Source organism: Brevibacterium atlanticum (genome assembly GCF_011617245.1).
GTDB classification, from domain to species: Bacteria; Actinomycetota; Actinomycetes; order Actinomycetales; family Brevibacteriaceae; genus Brevibacterium; species Brevibacterium atlanticum.
This window is the reverse complement of record NZ_CP050152.1, coordinates 2,619,430-2,636,965: the sequence shown is the minus strand read 5'-3', so window position 1 is coordinate 2,636,965 and position 17,536 is coordinate 2,619,430. Positions and strand designations below refer to the sequence as shown.

The window sequence follows — 17,536 nt, the reverse complement described above, 5'->3', positions numbered from 1 at the left end:
CAAAACTGTCCTTGACCTCCAGTCTGACCTGAGTTCGGAACCCTCGGTAGACCCAGTTCCCTCTGCTCTGACATAAGCTGGCCTTATGGCTACAGTGTTTGAACAAGCCCTCGACCTCGGCGAACCGAAACGACTGCTCATCTTCGGCGCCATCGCCGAATCCGGCAGCATCGGCGCTGCCGCTCGCGAACTCGGCTGGTCGCAGCCGGCTCTCTCCCAACACATGAACGCCCTCGAGAAAGACCTCGGCGTCACCCTCTTCGACCGCACTCCTCGCGGCATCCGACTGACAACTGCCGGCCAACTCGCCCGCATCCGCGCCAACGAAGTAGCCGCCTCCGTGACGGGATTGCGCGGTGACCTCGCGAAAGCCTTCGGCCTCGGCGGACACAATGTCCGGCTCGCCGGATTCCCCAGCTTCGTCATCGGACCGCTCGCCGCAGCACTCGGCAGACTCGAAGCCAACGCCGACACAGGTACCGAGACCCCACAACACCACTCCTACGAAGTTGCCGAGGCGGAACCGCCCGAAGCAATCAACCTGCTCGAGGGCGGTGACATCGACATAGCGTTCCTCTTCCACCACGAAGACGAAACACCACCCGAACTTCCCGGACACACCACCGTCGACCTCGGCGCCGACCACCTCGACCTGCTCGTCCCCGAACGCTGGAACCGAGCCGGACAGATCCGCCACCTGACCGACGTTGCCGACCTGCCGTGGATCATGGGTTGCGTGCGCTGCCGCTCGACCGCCGAACGCCTCTGCCGCAACGCCGGCTTCGAACCCCGCACCCGCCACATCACCGACAACCCGGGAGCCATCCAATCGCTGGTCTCCAACGGACTGGGCGTCGCACTCCTGCCCCGCAGCGCACGCCGCTACAACCGCGTGGCCGGCATCGATCCCATCGCCATGGACGAAGCCGGCGCCCGCCGCGTCACCGCCATGATCCCCGACGGCCTTGCCGCCGCCTCCGAAGTCGGCGACCTCCTTGACGCACTGCGAGCAGTGCAAGTCACAGAAAACTCCACCGCCGCCGCCCCGGACGACGGCTACAGTGACTCGTGATGCTCACGTTCACGAAGGTCTTTGAAAAGTGCCTGACGGTCACCACCGCCGCGGCAATCATCATTATGATGCTCCACATCGTCCTTCACGCCCTGACCCGGTCGCTCTTCGACGCACCGATCTACGGCACCAACGAGATCGTCGAATACTGGTACCTGCCGATCGTCGCCCTGCTCGGGATTCCGGCCGCCCAGCTGCAGAAGGAACACATCACCGTGACCATGGCCATCGAACGGGCCAAACCCGCGACCGCCTCGGTGTTCAAGATCTTCGCCTGCATCCTCGGCGCGCTCGTCTCCATCGGCTTCGCCTGGTTCGGGTTCACTCGCGCTCTGACGTACATGGACATCGGGCAGACCGCGGATGTCTCCTCGGTCATCACCTGGCCGGTGTACTTCCTCGTCCCCGTTGTGTTCGTGCTCCTGGCCGTGCTCTACGTGCTCGATGCGATCGTCATCGTCCGCACGGGTGAGCCCGATCTCGACCTCTCCACCGGCGAACCCGCCGAGACCGACCTGGAGAACCGAAGCTACTGATGGACCAGCCGAAGCCACCCGCGAACACCAACACCGACACGCTCGGTGCGAAGCTGCCTGCCGACGTCGCCTCGAACACAAATACCCTCTTGCCAGCCGGCACCCGTCACCAACGCCCCGGAGCGCTGGCCCTGATCATCGGCTTCGGCCTCGTCGCCGTCTGCCTGATCGGACTCTTCACAAGCCCAAATGCCGCCGTCGGCGGTGCCTGGTGCATCGCCATGATGCTCGTGCTCATCTTCCTCTCCGTGCCGGTGGCCATCTCCCTGTCCGTACCCTCGGTCATCGGCGTCTACGCGATCAGCGGAGTCCCCGCCTCGATGAACGTGCTGGCTTCCGCCCCGTTCAACGCGGTCTCGGACTGGACGATGAGCGTGCTGCCGATGTTCATCTTCATGGGCATGCTGCTCACCCAATCCGGCCTGTCCGGCAAAATCTACCGCGTAGCCGACCACTGGTTCTCCTGGCTGCCCGGCGGCATCGGCATCGGCACCACCTTCGCTGGCGCCGGCCTGTCCGCTGTCACCGGATCGACCATCGGTATGACCTACGCGCTCGGCCGGGCAGGCATCCCCGAAATGCTCAAAGCCGGATACGACCGCCGCATGGCGGTGGGCACGATCATGGTCGCCGGAATGACCGGAAACCTCATCCCACCCTCGATCCTCATGGTCATCTACGCCGGCATCGCCTCCGTGCCCGTCGGCCCCGCACTCATGGCCGGCGCCCTGCCCGGCATCCTGCTCGCCGTGTGCTTCGCCGCCTTCATCTTCGCCCTCGGCGTCATCGCCCCAGGTCTCGTCGGCCGCACACGCACCACCCGTAACGCAGGCACCCCAAGCAACGCAGCTACCACCGACCCAACACCCGCCCGCCCCCTCACCACCTGGCGCGACCGCTTCACCTCACTCGGCAGCGTCTGGGGATTCGCGATCATCCTCATCGTCCTCTTCGGCGGCATGTTCTCCGGCATCTTCACCCCCACCGAGGCAGGAGCCGCCGCCGCGCTCTGCTCGGTCCTACTGTGCCTGTGGGAAAAGCGGGGCGAGACACCGTGGCGCAAGGTCGCAGAATCGGCCATGGATACGGTGGCGGCCACCTCGGCGATCTTCTTCATCATGATCGGCGCGACCATGCTCACGAGCCTGCTCGCCATCACGGGACTCGCCCCCATCCTCACCGGATTCATCACGAGCCTGGGCCTGTCCACGATGGGATTCCTGCTCGTCCTCATCGTCCTCTACATCGTCATGGGCATGTTCTTCGACACCCTGTCGATGATGCTGCTGACCATCCCGATCCTCCTGCCCACGCTCGAGACGATGGGCGTGAGCGCACTGTGGTTCGGAGTCTTCGTCGTCCTCCTCGGCGAGTTCGCCATGGTCACCCCGCCGGTCGGCATCATCCCCTACATCGTCCACAGCATCGTGAAGAACCCCGACGTCAACCTCGGCCATACCGTGACCCTGCGCGACATCTTCATCTCCCTGCTGTGGTTCCTGCCCGTCGTCCTGATCTTCCTCGTCCTCATGGTCACCGTGCCCGGCATGACCGAATGGCTGCCTGACCTCATCGAACGCACCAGCGGAGGCATGTCCGGCTGACCCTCGCCGAGGTGGCTCTGCCCTCCCCACGAACGCTTCGATCCTGGGCTCCCGCCCCGGATTTGCGGGTGCGTGGTGTGAGGGGAGTCATGGTTAGGGTGACCTCATTCGGGCATATGATTGGAGACAATTCTCAGGCATTGTTCAAAGGAGTCCCATGAAGCGCATCTCTTCGGCGGCACGTCGTGCTGTCACCGCCATGGTCGCGTCGCTGGCACTGTTGGCCGGATGCGCCGGCTCCGTCGGCGGTGGGTCGAACTCCGGCGATGACGCGGGGGAGGGCTTCGCCTTCGATGCCTCGCAAGATGAGATCGATGAGGCTCTGGCTGACCTCGACCCGGTGACGCTGAAGTTCCAGCCGTCGTCGATGTCGGAGAAGTCGATCCTCGCGCCGAACGGGCTCGATGTGAAGAAGGCCATCGAGGAGCGCTCGGGCGGCAAAATCACCGTCGACATCGTGTGGGGTCAGGCGATCGCCAGCTATGCCGACGTCGATGACGCTCTGGCCGATGGGCGAGTCGACCTCGCCTTCACCCTGCCGTCCTATACCCCGGCCGAATACCCGGCCTTCGACGCGATCGGCACGGCTATGTCGACCCTGCCGTCCTCACCGGTGGCCAGTGACCTGGCGGCGAACGCGGCCGGTGTGCAGGCGGCATGGGAGACTCCCGAGGTGCTCGCCGAATTCGAGGATAAGAACCTCGTCCCGCTCATTCCGATGCTCGCCGCCGGTGACTATGCGACGATGTGCTCGAAGCCGATGACCTCGGCTAAGGACTGGAAGGGCAAGCAGATCCGCGTCGGCTCGGCCGCGGCTGGCAAGCAGGTGACCGACCTGGGAGCGACTCCGGTGTCGCTGTCATTCCCCGAGACCTATGAGGCGCTGCAGCGCGGAACCGTCGACTGCGACCTCGGGCAGCTGGCACCGAACGTCGAGGCCGGCACCTTCGAGGTCGCCCCGAACATCGGTGTCGCCGCTGATGCGGGTATCGCGCGTTCGGCCGGTGCGATCACGGCGGGCAAGAAGTATTCGGAGCTGCCGGTGGCCTACCAGCAGGTGGTCTTCGATGCGATGTCGACGACGTTTAGCACGATGATGGATGTCGTCATCGGGGCGAAGGCTCAGGCGGTCGAGCAGGCGAAGGACAACGACGGTTCGGTCAAGCCCTTCGACGATGACGTGCAGAAGCAGATGGCGACGTATGCGAAGACGCTGTCGGACAAGACCGCGAAGAAGGCTGAGGTTCCTGACGCTCCATCGACGCTCAGCGATGCGGCGAAGGAATGGCAGAAGACCGTGACGGACCTCGGCTACGACGACAAGGGTCACTTCGCCGAACTCGACGAGTGGTACCCGGAGGACGCGAATTACGACAAGCTCGGGTATGAGCTGTTCGAGAAGGTCATGAGCGAGCACCGGCCGGAGTGACGGTTACGGGCCTGCCTAGTTATTGACTCCGCCTGTCGAGAGTGTTTCACTTATAACTGAAACACGCTCGAAAGGCAGTTCAGTTGCCTTCGGGTACCGAACTGGGGTGCGGGTGACTCTGAAAGGTGAGGGTGATGTCAGCAGTACTTGCAGGTCCCGAGAAGATCGTCATCGACGAAGAGACGGTACGAAACGCACGATCAGTTGAGCTCGACTCCAACGCAACCCTGGTCGTGCAGAACGCTGACGGCACTCATACCGAACTTCCTGAGTCGGTTCGTATTCTGCTTGATCAAACACTCGCCGCTGTTGCAAGGAACGGGGCTGTAGCGATAGGCACCGTCCCAGACGAACTGACGAGCACAGCAGCGGCCGACATCCTCGGCGTTTCTCGCCCGACACTGATGAAGTGGGCGGCTGCGGGTGAGATCAGATTATTCAAGGTCGGAACTCATACTCGTTTCGAACGGGACGAAGTCTTCCGTCACCGGCAGCTTCGCCAAACTGAACGCAGGAAAGCATTCGCTGAGCTGCGTGAAATCGACATGCAGCATTTGGAAGAAGCGAACGGGGAGAGCTGACCGCCGCCCATAAGCTCAGAAATCCGGCACCCGTGCTCGAAGTCCCATTTGTTCGGGTTCGAAATCAGCGCCAGCCTCCTGGCGCATCGAAATGAGGTCGACCAGGGAATAGTCTCTCGCCGGGTCGCCAGCCAATGACGGTTCCAACCGATCTTTCGAATCAGACGCGTCGAGTTGGGAATCTATATTCATAGCGAACCCCCTTCATCATTGGTTGAATGATATGTGCCGTCCGGCAGGCTTTTCTACGTCATCCTCAATCCACTGCAAACTCCCACTCACAGCCACTCCCGACCCGCGAGGCATCTACTAGGCTGGTGACGGCGCCGAACCTCGGCACCGCAGATGGCCGACCGCGCCTCTCGAAGGCGCTGGACACAAACGGGTACAGACGACGGAAGGGCTGACGGGTGACGATCCTCTACACCATCGGACTGGGCGTCCTCAGCGCGCTCATCGTCGGATTCCTCGTCCGGCGGATGATGCTCACCGGTACCGGAGCCGCCCGGAACACCATCGTCTCCCTCATCATGGGCCTGTCGATCTGGCCGATCACCCTCCAGGCCTACAAGCTGCTCGGCATCTCCGAATCCGACCAATACCCGAACCTGTCGATGAGCTTCCCGGCGATCATGGTCTTTCTGCTCCTCTTCGCCTGGTTCATCGTCATCCAGATGTTCGTCCTCCTCGCCATCGAACTCATCATGCCCTCGGGCACGCTCAGTTCACTCATCCGCAGCGCGCCGAAGATCCCCACCTGGTATCGCCGCCTCAACCGACTCGCACAGATCCAGAAGATCCTCATCAAATTCGGGCTCGCCCGCTACCTCAAACCGAGGATCCCGACGCTGCGAGTGTCCCTGCGCGAGATCGCCTCGACCACCCGTGATGCTCTGGCCGCCTCGGGAGTCACGTTCATCAAGCTCGGCCAGTTCATCGCCACCCGCGGTGACATGATCCCGCACGAGTTCGTCGAAGAGTTCTCCACCCTCCAAGCCGGGGTGAAACCCGTCCCGTTCTCCGAGGTCAAACACCAGCTCGAGTCCGAATGGGGCAAACCCGTCGCCGAGGTGTTCGCCGAGTTCGACGAAATCCCCTTCGCTGGTGCCTCCGTCGCCCAGGTCCACCGTGCCGTGACCTGGGAAGGCCAGGCCGTGGCCGTGAAGGTGCAGCGACCGAAGATCCGCAAGCAGGTCCGCGCCGACTGCGATATCGTCCTGACGCTGGCCGAACGACTCGAGCGCACCACGGAATGGGCGAAGAAGATCGGCATCGGCAAGCTCGCCCGTAGCTTCGTCGATTCCCTCCAGGGCGAACTCGACTACCGCGGCGAGCTCGGCCATATCGAGGCACTCAGGCTCGCCGATGAGACCGGCCGATCCACGACGAAGACCGACTCCACCGTCCACATCCCACACGTGTACAAGCACCTGTCCGGTGAGTTCGTCCTCGTCATGGATCTTGTCGAAGGCGTGCCGTTGTCCCACGCCGCCGAGGTGGTCGACCACCTCTCGGACATCGCTCGCCGAGAGATCGCCCAGGACCTCTTCCTCATGGTTGTGCGCCAGGTTCTCGGTAAGGGAATCTTCCACGCCGATCTCCATCCCGGCAACATCGTCATCTCGAAGGCGGGCCGGGCCGGGCTCGTCGACTTCGGTGCCGTCGGCCGCATCGACAAGCGGGATCGTCGCGCCATCGCGCTGTTGCTCATGGCCTTCGACTCGCAGAACTCGCAGGCTGCAACAGCCGCGATTCTCGAGCTCCTCGGCACACCGAGTGACGTGAACCTGCGTGAACTTCAGCGTGAGATCGGGCAGATCATGCTCAAGTACGGGGACGGATTGCCGGGATCCACCTCGGCGGCCTTGTTCGGTGAACTCATCGACTTCGTCGTCGACTTCGGATTCCCGATGCCGGCCTCGGTGGCGACGGCATTCCGAGCGATCAGTACTCTCGAGGGGTCGATCACGCGACTCGTCCCCGAACTCAATCTGCTCTCTCTAGTCACCCAGAACGGGAAGACGCTTCTGCGTGAGGTCGGGGGATTGGGCATCGACCGACAGGAACTCACCCTCTATGCGGCTGCGACCGCGCCGCAGATCGCCGAGCTTCCCGGGCAACTCTCGCGCATTGCCGGACACCTCCAGGACGGCACACTCGATGTCGGCACCAGCGGGCTGAATATCTCGACGATCAAGAACCTGCTGGTCTCCACGGTTGAACAGTTCATTCAGGTGATCGTCTCGACGGCGCTGATCCTCGGCGGGGTCATCCTCATGGCCGCCGACTTCGGCCCGGCTCTGGCGCCGGAACTCAAACTCTTCACCTACTTCGGCGCTTGGATGCTGCTCGCCGGCAGCGTCATCGCCGCGTTGGTCCTCGCACCGGCGCTCAGGCAGCGGATGATGTGGGAAGGCTTGGGGCAGGTACGGCCTACCTTCATGCGATAGGTAAATAGCCGAACGAGTCTGTTGCACCGAGCGAGTACTCGTCTATTCACTAGGCAAGGGAGCACCCACAATGTTGTCGGATCTGTCGAGCTTTCGGGTGAAAGATCTGCTTCGATTGGAAGCGAATGTCATTTCCGAGCTTCGTGACCGAGGACTGGTCCGCACGAATAACAAGCCCCTGGGCGACATTGCGGAACAGGTGGTGTTGCGCGCGCGTGGTGGAATTCTAGAGCCGAATTCCACGAAATCACATGACGTGACCGATCGCGAGGGCCGTCGAATTCAGGTCAAGGCCATGGGTGCTCGTGCTGCGGGGAAATCCGGAAAGTTCAGCCCTTTCAGGAGTTTCGACTTCGATACCGCCGTCTTTTTGGTCTTCGGGACCGAAGATTTCGACCTGACGCTCGCACGCGAAGTGCCCAGTAACGACATTGAGTCAGTTGCACGCTATAGCCGGCACACGAACGGACGGCAGCCTACTGTTCGTCAGATTGAAGGTCTCGGCGAAGATGTGATCGGTGAAATGAAAGCCGCCTACGATTCTCTGAACGATATGACTGAGGGGTTGTGAGTGCAGTACTTTCGCCGGCTAGTTGTGCCGTGGTCACCGCCGTCAAGAATGACAACGTTCTCAAGGTCTCCTACCTCATGTCGACGACCTGTGCCGGTGCACTCCTAGTGCTCTAAGCGTTGGATCACCAGCTCGACGGACTCGACTTGGAGTGAGGCTCCGGAGCCGCTGATTTGAGTCTCCCGGCCTGATGGAGGCGCTCTCTTCGGAGAGCATCACCGTGCTTACTGAAGAGTAGTTTTCGCTAGGATGGCGACCATGACGGACACGGAGCAGACCGCGAGCACGGAAAAGACGACACGAATCAGCGATACCGCACTCATCTTCGAAGGCGGTGGGATGCGTGCCTCTCTCACCAGCGCCGTGGCCGTCAGCTTGCTCAAAGCTGGTCTCGACTTCGATTGGGTTGCCGGCATCAGCGCTGGCGCTTCGAACGCCGTGAACTACCTGTCTCGCGATGTATGGCGAGCCCGTCAGTCATTCGTCGACTTCGCCGCAGACGAGCAATTCGGGGGATGGCGCTACTTCGCTCGTGGCCAGGGCATGTTCAACGCGGAGTACATCTACCAGCGCGCCGGTGCTCCCGATCAGGCACTGCCGTTCGACTGGGAGACGTTCAACTCCAACCCTGGTGATATGCGCATCACCGCTTTCGACGCAGAATCCGGCGACGAGGTTGTCTGGTCGCGCAAAGACACCCCGCACATCGATGACCTCATGGTCCGCGTCCGCGCATCATCGACGATGCCCGGGCTCATGCCGCCGGTGCACCTGGATGGGCACGTCTACGTCGATGGAGCCATGGGCGAGGACGGCGGAATCGCTCTCAGCCAGGCACAGCGCGAAGGCTTCGAGAAGTTCGTCATCGTCCTCACCCAGGAACGCGCATACAAGAAGGTTCCCCAACGTTTCCCGGCCGTCTTTCGCGGAATCTTCCGTCGTTACCCGGCCCTGGCAGATGCGCTGCTGACACGGTGGAAACGGTACAACGAGACCCGTGAACGCATCTTCGCTCTCGAAGAAGAGGGCAAAGCCCACGTGTTCGTTCCCGAACGCATGCCCGTCGACAACAGCACCCGCGATCTCTCACGGCTGTCGGCCGCCCATCGAATGGGTCTGTCGCAGGCAAGGCGTGAGCTGTCGGCGATGCGGGAGTTCATCGGGTTGTAGCAAGAGAATACTGGCAGTTGGGAAGGGCCTTCGATCCTTTTGCATATAGCGAATTAGCGATAAAGTAGTGGTATGAGCACAGCGGCTGTCATTCTTCGGCAAGCCCGCCAAGAGGCCGGGTTGACGCAGACTGCGCTGTCTCGCCTCGCTGACATTCCGCAGAGCGTGATCAGCGACTACGAGCGAGGCCGGCGTGAGCCTGGCGTGTCGGCTTTGAATGCACTTCTCCACGCAGTCGGCTTTACCCTCAAGGCTGTTCCTGAGCCAGCAACGCTTCGCTTGGTGAGGCGGCACGCGAAAGAGCTCACGGACTCATTTGCCGAGCTCGGCGCCAGTAATATCTCAGTGTTCGGCAGCGTTGCCCGAGGCGACGACGGGCCCGACAGTGACATCGATTTGCTGGTCGACTTGGACCCATCAGTGGGCTTGTTCAACCTGATGTGGATGGGCACATTGGCAGAAGAGCTTCTCGGACGAGCAGTTGATGTCGTCCCTCGTGACGGTCTGAAGAACGAAGTCGCCGCTTCGGCCGCCAGGGATGAGGTTCTACTGTGACTCTCCCCGTTCGGCGCTGAACACTGCGCCGCGGGTTACTACTGGAGAGCACTGTCCGTGCCCGGAGGAATATCGTCGGCAAGTCTCTTTTCTGCTGATGAAGAAGTGCGACAACGCCAGATTTCCCGACTGTTTCCACTGATAACATCTGTTGTATGGGAAAGAGCCTCGGTCCTGGGAAGGACCCCGACCGCGACATCGTTCATTCAGCTGATGCTTCCCCCTCTGATCTGCAGAGGATCGCAGGGACCCGACCTGACCTGCTCCCCGACATCGCCGCTCACCCGAACGCCTATCCGGACCTGCTCGCCTGGCTAGCCACTCACCAGGATCCGGCCATCGAGGACGCGCTCGCTCGCCGAGGCTGGACCTCAGGTGGTCAGCAGAGCATGCCACAACAACTCGCCCACCAACATGTGCCTGCTTCGCCCGCCGGGTCCTTGCCCTCCCCGCAGAACCGAAAGAACAACAAACGGAAATGGATGCTGGGCATTGGAACCGCACTCGTCCTCGTCCTCGCTGTGACCGGAGGATTCTTCGGCGCGCGTTTCCTCTCCGGCTCCGACTATGACAAAGCACCCAGTCAGAAGGCGGCCGTTGATCTCGCCGACGTCGGGCGCAACGCCCAATTGACCCAACTGCAAGCAGACGATGACGCCGACGTTGAGCAGCAGCTCGTCCGCGTCGTCGACCCCCGACAGTCGGTGATCATGGCTCTCCACGAGAAGACCCTGCAGCCGACCTGGATGGCACCGGTCCCGCACGCCGATGTGACGGAACCAGATCCAGCCGACGTCGTCGACGAGGACCCCGAGGCAGATGCGGGCGATCCTGCCGACGACGATGCGAAGGACTCCGGTCCGAAGCTCGCCGGCACACCCATCGACTGCACGTGGAATGCCGACTTCGTGGTCTGCGGCGACCGGAGAATCAGTTTGAAAGACGGCGAAGTCACCCTCAAGCCGGGCGACGTCTCGAATGGCTCGAAGTCAGATGACTCGTCCGACGGTACGGACAATGAAAACACCGACGCCGCCGAGGTGAAGGACCTCACCACCGAGGCGGTGCCGGTCACCGTCAACGACGACGGCAAACTCCGCTCGCCGTCCGGCACCCCCTACCCCGATGTGAACGTCGATCCCGAGGCCACCGTGCGCATGGTGGGCGCTGGTAAAGACGGGCCCTGGGTGGTTTCGGACGGCAAGACGGTGGTCGCCGTCGACGCCGACTCAGTCCTATGGAAATCCGACCTCAGCGAGGAAGCGGCGACGGCGACCGGCCTCGGTGAGCCGCGGCTGCGACCGAACTGGACGATCGAGGACAAAGTGCTCGTCATCGCCGACGATGCGGGAGTTCACGGCCTGGCCGTCGACTCGGGACAGGAACTGTGGCGCGTCGATGCTGAAGTCTACAGCTTCACCGTCTCGGGTACGCATCTCATGATCATGTCCGACGGCGTGCTTGAGGTCTTCGACTTCACCGATTCCAGCGACGTTGACACCGTCAAGGGCGATCCCGGCTACAACCTCGGCGACGGTGGCGCGATCGCGAAGTTCCCCGGTGCAGACGCGTTCAAGAACGCGAAGCTGTCGACTCCGCCGGGATGCGTGGAGTTCGGCCTCGCCTACGAGGACTACTACCTCGGAGACGGTCCACTGGAGCCGAAGCCGGAGCATGAAGTGGAATTCTCCGACGGTGAGGCCAGCGCCGATGACGGTCACTATTCCGGCATCGCCATGGAGAAGTTCACAACGACTCGGATGGGCACGAAGGCCCTGACCGCCATCGAGTTCAGCTGCAACGGCGGGGGCACCTACATCTACCCGTCGATCGGAATCTACGATGAGGATCTCAACCTGCTCGACTCCATCGAGCTCTGGGACGATGTCGAGGATCGCGGCAACTCGGCAGACATTTCCGGATACGCGCCCAAGCCCTACTTCACCTCGGTGAGCCCGATGGGGCAGTACTTGGAACTCAACGTCGGCGGCATCGGCACCTACGGTGATGACGGATGCACAGCATGCGAGAAGTCCGCGAATGCCGATGTCCTCTACCGCTGGGACGGGAAGTCCTTCGCCCATCAGGACACCGTCTACCACGTGCCTTCCGGCGACGTTCGTACGCCGGCCATGGCTGAGGTGCAGAAATTCGCCGAGGCGGTCGCCGCCGGCAATGACACCGAGGCGAGCAGATCGGCGACACCCGAAATGATGTCATCGCTCGATGACGTCCTCGGTGACGGGCAGACGTCGAACCCGCCGACGGTCCGTTCCGAGCAGTTCCCCAAAGGCGTGAAGGTCGACACCTGTGAACTCATCCAGCCCTACGAGGATGGTGACTACGGAGGTGGGGAGTACTACTTCGGCAACGGCAAGACCATGCAGTACCTGTCCGCCCGGGACGAGATTCGGGCAGGAGACACGGTCTGCGGCGTGACGACTCCGGACACGGGCAGCGGCGATGAGTACTACCTCTACCTCCTGCTCCGCGGCACCCCGAACGGCAGCGTCAAGGTCTACGAGGCAGGCCGGCAGTTCAGCTGATGCAGTCGATGAGAAAGATCTTCCGCTGCCGGAGCGCATCGTCGACACGAGGATTGACGTCTTTTGCCCCGACGACTGGGCCGGGCGCCTACCGAGAAGACCTCTATATTAGCGTCGACGCCTCAGGGAACTTTGCTCGCTGAAATTCTTGAGAACATCGGGGACTCCTTCAGCTACGACTCGGTTGCCCAAAGTGCGGCTATCCAGCACACACTGGAGCGATCCCTATACACGCTTCCCAACCAGTCTCGCACTTGACGTCCCTAATTGGCCGGTACTGATTGGATCTATTCGGGCTTGTAGGAGGCCCTGAAACTTGAGAAACGAACTGACCCTTGCTCTTGAGCCAGGGACTTCAGGTCTCACTCCGTTGCGCAAAATGCTCGAAATTTCTCTCGCCGCGCCCGTAGTCCGTTACAGGAGCCTCGTTGTCTCCTTCGCACCCTTCCCGAGGGTGGCCTCCGGTCAGTGAGCGGCGTGCTTTGACGACGGTTCGTCAATCGAGGGCTGTTTCGCCTGAGGATCGCGGGCCCGTTACTGGAGCTCTCAGATTGTCGATTGTGAAGAAGGAAGAAGATAGGCAACGACGACACCGAGGAAGTTCAGTCTGGTTCTTGCAGGCATGAAAGCAAGTCTCTTGCTGGGACAAAGGTGACCCAAGAAAGCTATTGATCTTCCAAGAATGCGCCATGTATACTCGACGTATTCGCAGTGCAACGAAGCCTACGACGGAGTCTCAATGACCAGAGAATTCCTTACCCGACGAAAGATGCTCACTGCAGCAGGGACAGCAAGCATGGGACTTGCCCTTGCAGGATGTGGTGCAGTCACCAACTATCCAGAATCATGGAACGACATCAGCGCCGGTGACGGGGAGCCAAATCAAGGCGGAGTCCTTCACTACGGTCTCTCGACGGAGCCGGTGAACTTCGAACCCCATGTCAGTTCAGGCGCGGCCTCCGACGTGATTCGCCAGATGCTGTACAACGGTCTCCTCCAGTACGATCCGGACGGTGAGATCGTCACAGACCTCGCATTGGACCACGGCTGGACAGATGACAAGACATACCGAGTGAAGATCCGTGGCGATGTCCGCTTCCACGATGGCTCCACCATGAATGCTGACGACGTGGTGTTTTCCATGCGCAGAATCATGGACGCTGACACATCTTCAACTGCCGCGCCTCTCTTCCGCTCAGTTGAGCATGTCGACAAATCGGACTCTGACACCATCGTCTTCTCTCTCAGAGAACCCGATACAGCCTTTCCCTTCGCACTTGCCGACCCCTGCGCAAACGTCATCTCGAAAGCGTGGATCGAGTCGGGTGCTGACCCATTGCTGGAGGTGATGGGGACAGGGCCGTTCACCTTCGTCGAAAGGGTGCCCGGAGTCAGCATCGTCATTGAACGATTCGACGACTACTTTGTCCCGGGGTTGCCGCACCTGAATGCCATCGAATTCACCCCCATGGAAGACGATTACGCACGAGTGACCGCCCTGCGCACAGCGACAGTAGACATGATCGACTACATTCCATCGACTCACGTTGATGTGATCGAGAACAATCCCCAACTCGAGGTCTACTCGGATAGCGTCTTCGGTTTCGGTGTACTCGGCTTCGTCACCACCAAGCCACCGTTCGATGACAAACGGGTCAGGCAGGCCGTCGCCTACAGCATTGATCGTGAAGCTGCGCTTGAGACTGCCTACCTAGGGCACGGTCGACCGATCACCGGTGGCCTCGTGCCTGAAGAGGTCGCCCCATATGCTTCACAGCTCGAAGGCACGGTCGAATACGACCCTGAACGTGCTTCGCATCTCCTTCGAAAGGCTGGTCGAGAGGACCTTGACCTGAGCATCATCACGACAAGCAGCTACTCCGTGATTTCGAGGCCGGCCGAAGCGATGTTGCCCTCCCTCCAGGCTTCCGTGGTTAACCCACGATTGACTCGCCAAGAATGGCTCTCTTTCCAGGAGACGGTGGAAGCGAAGACTTATCCGAGCTTTGCATGGGGAACCTCTTTGAAATTCGGTCACCCGGCTGCCCTGAGTGAGCTTGTAGCTTCAGGCAGTCGGTGGGCGAAGTTCATGGACTTCAACGACAAACGCACCGACGACCTCCTCGCGGAGGCTAGGCGATCGAAGAACACCAGTCTTTCCAACGAACTCTTCATGGAAGTCGAGAAGCGAGTGCTCGAGGAGATGCCGCTGACGTATACGCTCCGTCGGATTCAAGGCGAAGCTTCCCACAAGTACGTGCGCGGCTTCGCACATCCACCAAAGGGAGCGTGGACGCAGGTCAGCCTACGTGGAGTTTGGCTGGAGGAAGAGCGATGACCAACTTCGTAATCAGAAGAATCGGCTTGGCAGCAATCCAACTCGTCATCGTTGCAACCATCGTGTTCCTGCTCATCCGTCTGATTCCGGGAGACGCAGCTCGAGCGGTGCTCGGGGAGAACGCCACAGATGATCAAGTGGCGGCTATGCGGTCGACCATGGGCCTGGACGAAGCGTTCCCGATACAGTTCTTCAACTATTGGAAAAATCTCCTGACAGGAGACTTGGGAGTATCGCTGATCAGCGGTCGACCAGTAGCTGCGGATCTGATCGTTCGATTCGGCAACTCTCTCGAAATCATTGTCCTCGCGATTCTTGTTTCGATCGTCGTGGGAGTGGTTCTCGGGCGGATTGCGGCCATTCGGAATGACCGGTCACTCGATCACATCATCACTGGCGGATCAGTTCTTGGCATATCACTTCCCGTTTTCGTTACCGGTACGTTGCTGCTGTTGGTGTTTTCGGTGTGGCTGCCGATTCTGCCCCCACAGAGATATGTGGGCTTCTTTTCAGACCCGCTTGGGCACCTCCAGCTCATCATTCTTCCTGTCCTCGCCCTCGCCGCGACGTCGACAGCGGTGATCATGCGAATGACTCGATCGGCGATGCTGGAAACGCTCAGCGCGGACTTTGTGCGCACCGTCAGGGCAAAAGGCGTGATCGAGCGCAAAGTCATCACCTACCACGCCTTAAGAAACGCGTTGGTGCCGGTCGTGTCGATCACCAGCGTTGAGCTGGCCACGCTCATCGGTTCGACAGTTCTCATTGAAACCATATTCGGCTGGCCAGGGATGAGTTCCATGCTCATGCAGGCAGTGACCGACCGCGACTATCCCGTTATCCAAGCCGTCGTACTCAGCGCATCGGTCTTCGTCATCGTAGTCAACCTGGTCGCCGACCTCGTCATTCGTCTTCTCGATCCGAGAACGGAGAGCTTCTGAAATGGCCGATAATCTCGCACTCGCCTCTACAGAGATCGTGGAAAAGACCGGTCCGGTCTCCCGGGGAATCGTCCGTCGTCTCGTCAAGAATCCTCGCACATGCATCAGCGGAGCCTTCTTCATCATTATCGTCCTAGTCGTTCTCATCGGGCCCTTGATCTATCCGATTACCTACCGGGAGCAGGTCGGCATTCCACTGTCTCAGGACGGCCTACTCGGTACTGATGACTTCGGAAGAGATGTCCTCGCACGTTTGATCATCGCAACCCGCACATCAATGCTCGTCGCTGTCGGTGCAGTCATCATCGCTCTGCTGGCAGGGGTCGGTCTCGGGCTGTTGGCAGGATTCCTCGGGGGATGGACTTCGACAATCATCATGAGAGGGTCGGACATACTCCTCAGCTTTCCGGCCGTCATCTTGGCCATCGCAGCTGTAGCCATCCTCGGGCCAGACCTCATCAACGTCGTCATAGTCATCGGGGTCCTCTATGTTCCTCGATTCACCCGGGTCGTCTACGCGCAATCCGTAGCGATCAGATCCGCTCAGTACGTCGACGCCGAACGCGTCAACGGTACTTCGACTGCAAGCATCATCTCTCGGACAGTCCTACCGAACGTAATGTCAACAGTGATTGTGCAAGCGAGCTTGAGCCTCAGCTTCGCAATCCAAGTAGAAGCGGGACTGAGCTTCCTTGGCCTGGGCGCTCAACCGCCTCTCGCCTCCCTGGGCACGATGATTTCTTCCGGCCGCGACTTCCTCGAGGTGCAGCCGACGATGCTGATCTACCCATCTCTGCTGCTCATCGCAATCGTCCTCGCAGTCAATGTTCTCGGTGACGGACTCAGGGATGTTCTCGATCCTCGGCGCGCTTTCGCCCGCTGACCATCAATACCCAACACACGACCACCAATTGAAAGGAACTCACATGATTGACGACTCCAAGAGCCTGGGCCGCTTGAGCTGGACCGAGGTCGCCGAAGCCGCAGAACGTAATCCAGTCGTACTCGTACCCATTGGTGCCATCGAACAGCACGGTCCGCATCTTCCGGTGCATGAAGACTCCATCGTCGCTGAATGGGCCGCTTACAAAATTGCGGAGCTCACCGATGGTGAAGTCGACACACTTGTGGCGCCGGCTTTGCACTACGGCCATTCACCGACATTCCGCGGGTTCGCTGGAAATCTCTCCCTTAGCGCCGAAACCCTGAAGGCGGTGGTAAGAGACATCATCGAATCGCTCGTGCAGTCCGGTTTCAAACGAATCGTCCTCGTCGATAACAATGGTGGAAACGTAGGCCCAGTCTCGGGCGCAGCCGTCGACTGTCGACGGGATCTTGACGTCCTCATAGGTCATGTCTACCCATGGCAATTGGGATACGGCTTGATGCGAGACGCCTACAACGATGCATCAGAAGTCTACGGGCACGGTGCCGAGCCCGAGCTGTCCGCGATGCTGGCAATCTTCCCCGAGCAGGTCGACATGGCGAAGGCGGAATCGGGCGGTTTGAGCAGCGAGTCCGGTTGGACACCGACGAGCTATGCAGACGCGAAAATCGGAGACTACTCCGTGCCGGGCACCGTCTACTGGGACTTCTCCGAAGTGAGCAAGAACGGAGTCACCGGAGACGTCAGCGTTGCCAACAAAGCCACCGGAGCGGAATGGATTCGTCGAGTGATGGGCTTCTGTGCCGAGTACGTCCGGGAATATGACCGCAATACGGCGACTAACTGACAGGAGAAAT

Annotated in this window: 15 protein-coding genes; 14 read left to right on the top strand and 1 reads right to left on the bottom strand. The window is 60.7% G+C overall.

What is annotated here, in order from left to right:
- Positions 1-85 precede the first annotated feature (85 nt).
- The 5 genes from GUY23_RS11765 to GUY23_RS11745 all read left to right on the top strand — a co-directional run bounded on the left by GUY23_RS11765 (position 86) and on the right by GUY23_RS11745 (position 5,222).
- Positions 86-1,072, top strand: a complete 987-nt coding sequence (locus GUY23_RS11765) for a LysR family transcriptional regulator (RefSeq protein WP_166972547.1) — start codon at positions 86-88, stop codon at positions 1,070-1,072.
- Positions 1,072-1,608 (top strand): TRAP transporter small permease, encoded by a 537-nt coding sequence (locus tag GUY23_RS11760; RefSeq protein WP_166972545.1) that lies wholly within the window; start codon positions 1,072-1,074, stop codon positions 1,606-1,608. Before GUY23_RS11765 ends, GUY23_RS11760 begins: the two co-directional genes overlap by 1 nt.
- Positions 1,608-3,212 carry a TRAP transporter large permease gene (locus GUY23_RS11755; protein ID WP_166972543.1) on the top strand — a complete coding sequence of 535 codons (1,605 nt, stop codon included), beginning with the start codon at positions 1,608-1,610 and terminating at the stop codon, positions 3,210-3,212. The genes GUY23_RS11760 and GUY23_RS11755 overlap by 1 nt, the downstream gene beginning before the upstream one ends.
- Before the next feature lie 157 nt (positions 3,213-3,369).
- The gene (gene dctP / locus GUY23_RS11750) at positions 3,370-4,641 is read left to right on the top strand and encodes a TRAP transporter substrate-binding protein DctP (protein WP_166972541.1); all 1,272 of its coding nucleotides are present in this window, start codon (positions 3,370-3,372) and stop codon (positions 4,639-4,641) included.
- A gap of 134 nt (positions 4,642-4,775) precedes the next feature.
- Positions 4,776-5,222 carry a helix-turn-helix domain-containing protein gene (locus tag GUY23_RS11745; protein WP_166972539.1) on the top strand — a complete coding sequence of 149 codons (447 nt, stop codon included), beginning with the start codon at positions 4,776-4,778 and terminating at the stop codon, positions 5,220-5,222.
- Between the two features lie 15 nt (positions 5,223-5,237).
- On the opposite strand, the gene GUY23_RS11740 is transcribed toward GUY23_RS11745, so the two are convergent.
- Positions 5,238-5,414 (bottom strand): hypothetical protein, encoded by a 177-nt coding sequence (locus GUY23_RS11740; RefSeq protein WP_166972538.1) that lies wholly within the window; start codon positions 5,412-5,414, stop codon positions 5,238-5,240.
- 218 nt (positions 5,415-5,632) lie between these two features.
- Here GUY23_RS11740 and GUY23_RS11735 point away from each other — a divergent pair, with 218 nt between their 5' ends.
- From GUY23_RS11735 to GUY23_RS11695, 9 genes are all read left to right on the top strand, one after another.
- Positions 5,633-7,672 (top strand): ABC1 kinase family protein, encoded by a 2,040-nt coding sequence (locus GUY23_RS11735; RefSeq protein WP_166972536.1) that lies wholly within the window; start codon positions 5,633-5,635, stop codon positions 7,670-7,672.
- Between the two features lie 70 nt (positions 7,673-7,742).
- On the top strand, positions 7,743-8,243 hold the full coding sequence (locus GUY23_RS11730) for a DUF6998 domain-containing protein (RefSeq protein WP_166972534.1): 501 nt from the start codon (positions 7,743-7,745) through the stop codon (positions 8,241-8,243).
- A 258-nt stretch (positions 8,244-8,501) separates the two neighbouring features.
- Entirely contained in the window at positions 8,502-9,413 is a 912-nt protein-coding gene (locus GUY23_RS11725) for a patatin-like phospholipase family protein (RefSeq protein WP_166972532.1), read from the top strand.
- Positions 9,414-9,485: 72 nt separating this feature from the next.
- Positions 9,486-9,968: a nucleotidyltransferase domain-containing protein gene (locus GUY23_RS11720; protein WP_166972530.1), complete on the top strand. Its 483-nt coding sequence runs from the start codon at positions 9,486-9,488 to the stop codon at positions 9,966-9,968.
- A gap of 155 nt (positions 9,969-10,123) precedes the next feature.
- Positions 10,124-12,514 (top strand): variant leucine-rich repeat-containing protein, encoded by a 2,391-nt coding sequence (locus GUY23_RS11715; protein WP_166972528.1) that lies wholly within the window; start codon positions 10,124-10,126, stop codon positions 12,512-12,514.
- A gap of 739 nt (positions 12,515-13,253) precedes the next feature.
- Positions 13,254-14,852 (top strand): ABC transporter substrate-binding protein, encoded by a 1,599-nt coding sequence (locus GUY23_RS11710; protein ID WP_166972526.1) that lies wholly within the window; start codon positions 13,254-13,256, stop codon positions 14,850-14,852.
- Positions 14,849-15,793, top strand: coding sequence for an ABC transporter permease (locus GUY23_RS11705; RefSeq protein WP_166972524.1), 945 nt, complete (start codon positions 14,849-14,851; stop codon positions 15,791-15,793). The genes GUY23_RS11710 and GUY23_RS11705 overlap by 4 nt, the downstream gene beginning before the upstream one ends.
- 1 nt (position 15,794) lies before the next feature.
- A complete protein-coding gene (locus GUY23_RS11700; RefSeq protein WP_166972522.1) occupies positions 15,795-16,676 on the top strand; it encodes an ABC transporter permease in 882 nt (293 codons plus the stop codon).
- Positions 16,677-16,719: 43 nt separating this feature from the next.
- A complete protein-coding gene (locus GUY23_RS11695; RefSeq protein ID WP_166972520.1) occupies positions 16,720-17,526 on the top strand; it encodes a creatininase family protein in 807 nt (268 codons plus the stop codon).
- Positions 17,527-17,536: the final 10 nt, after the last annotated feature.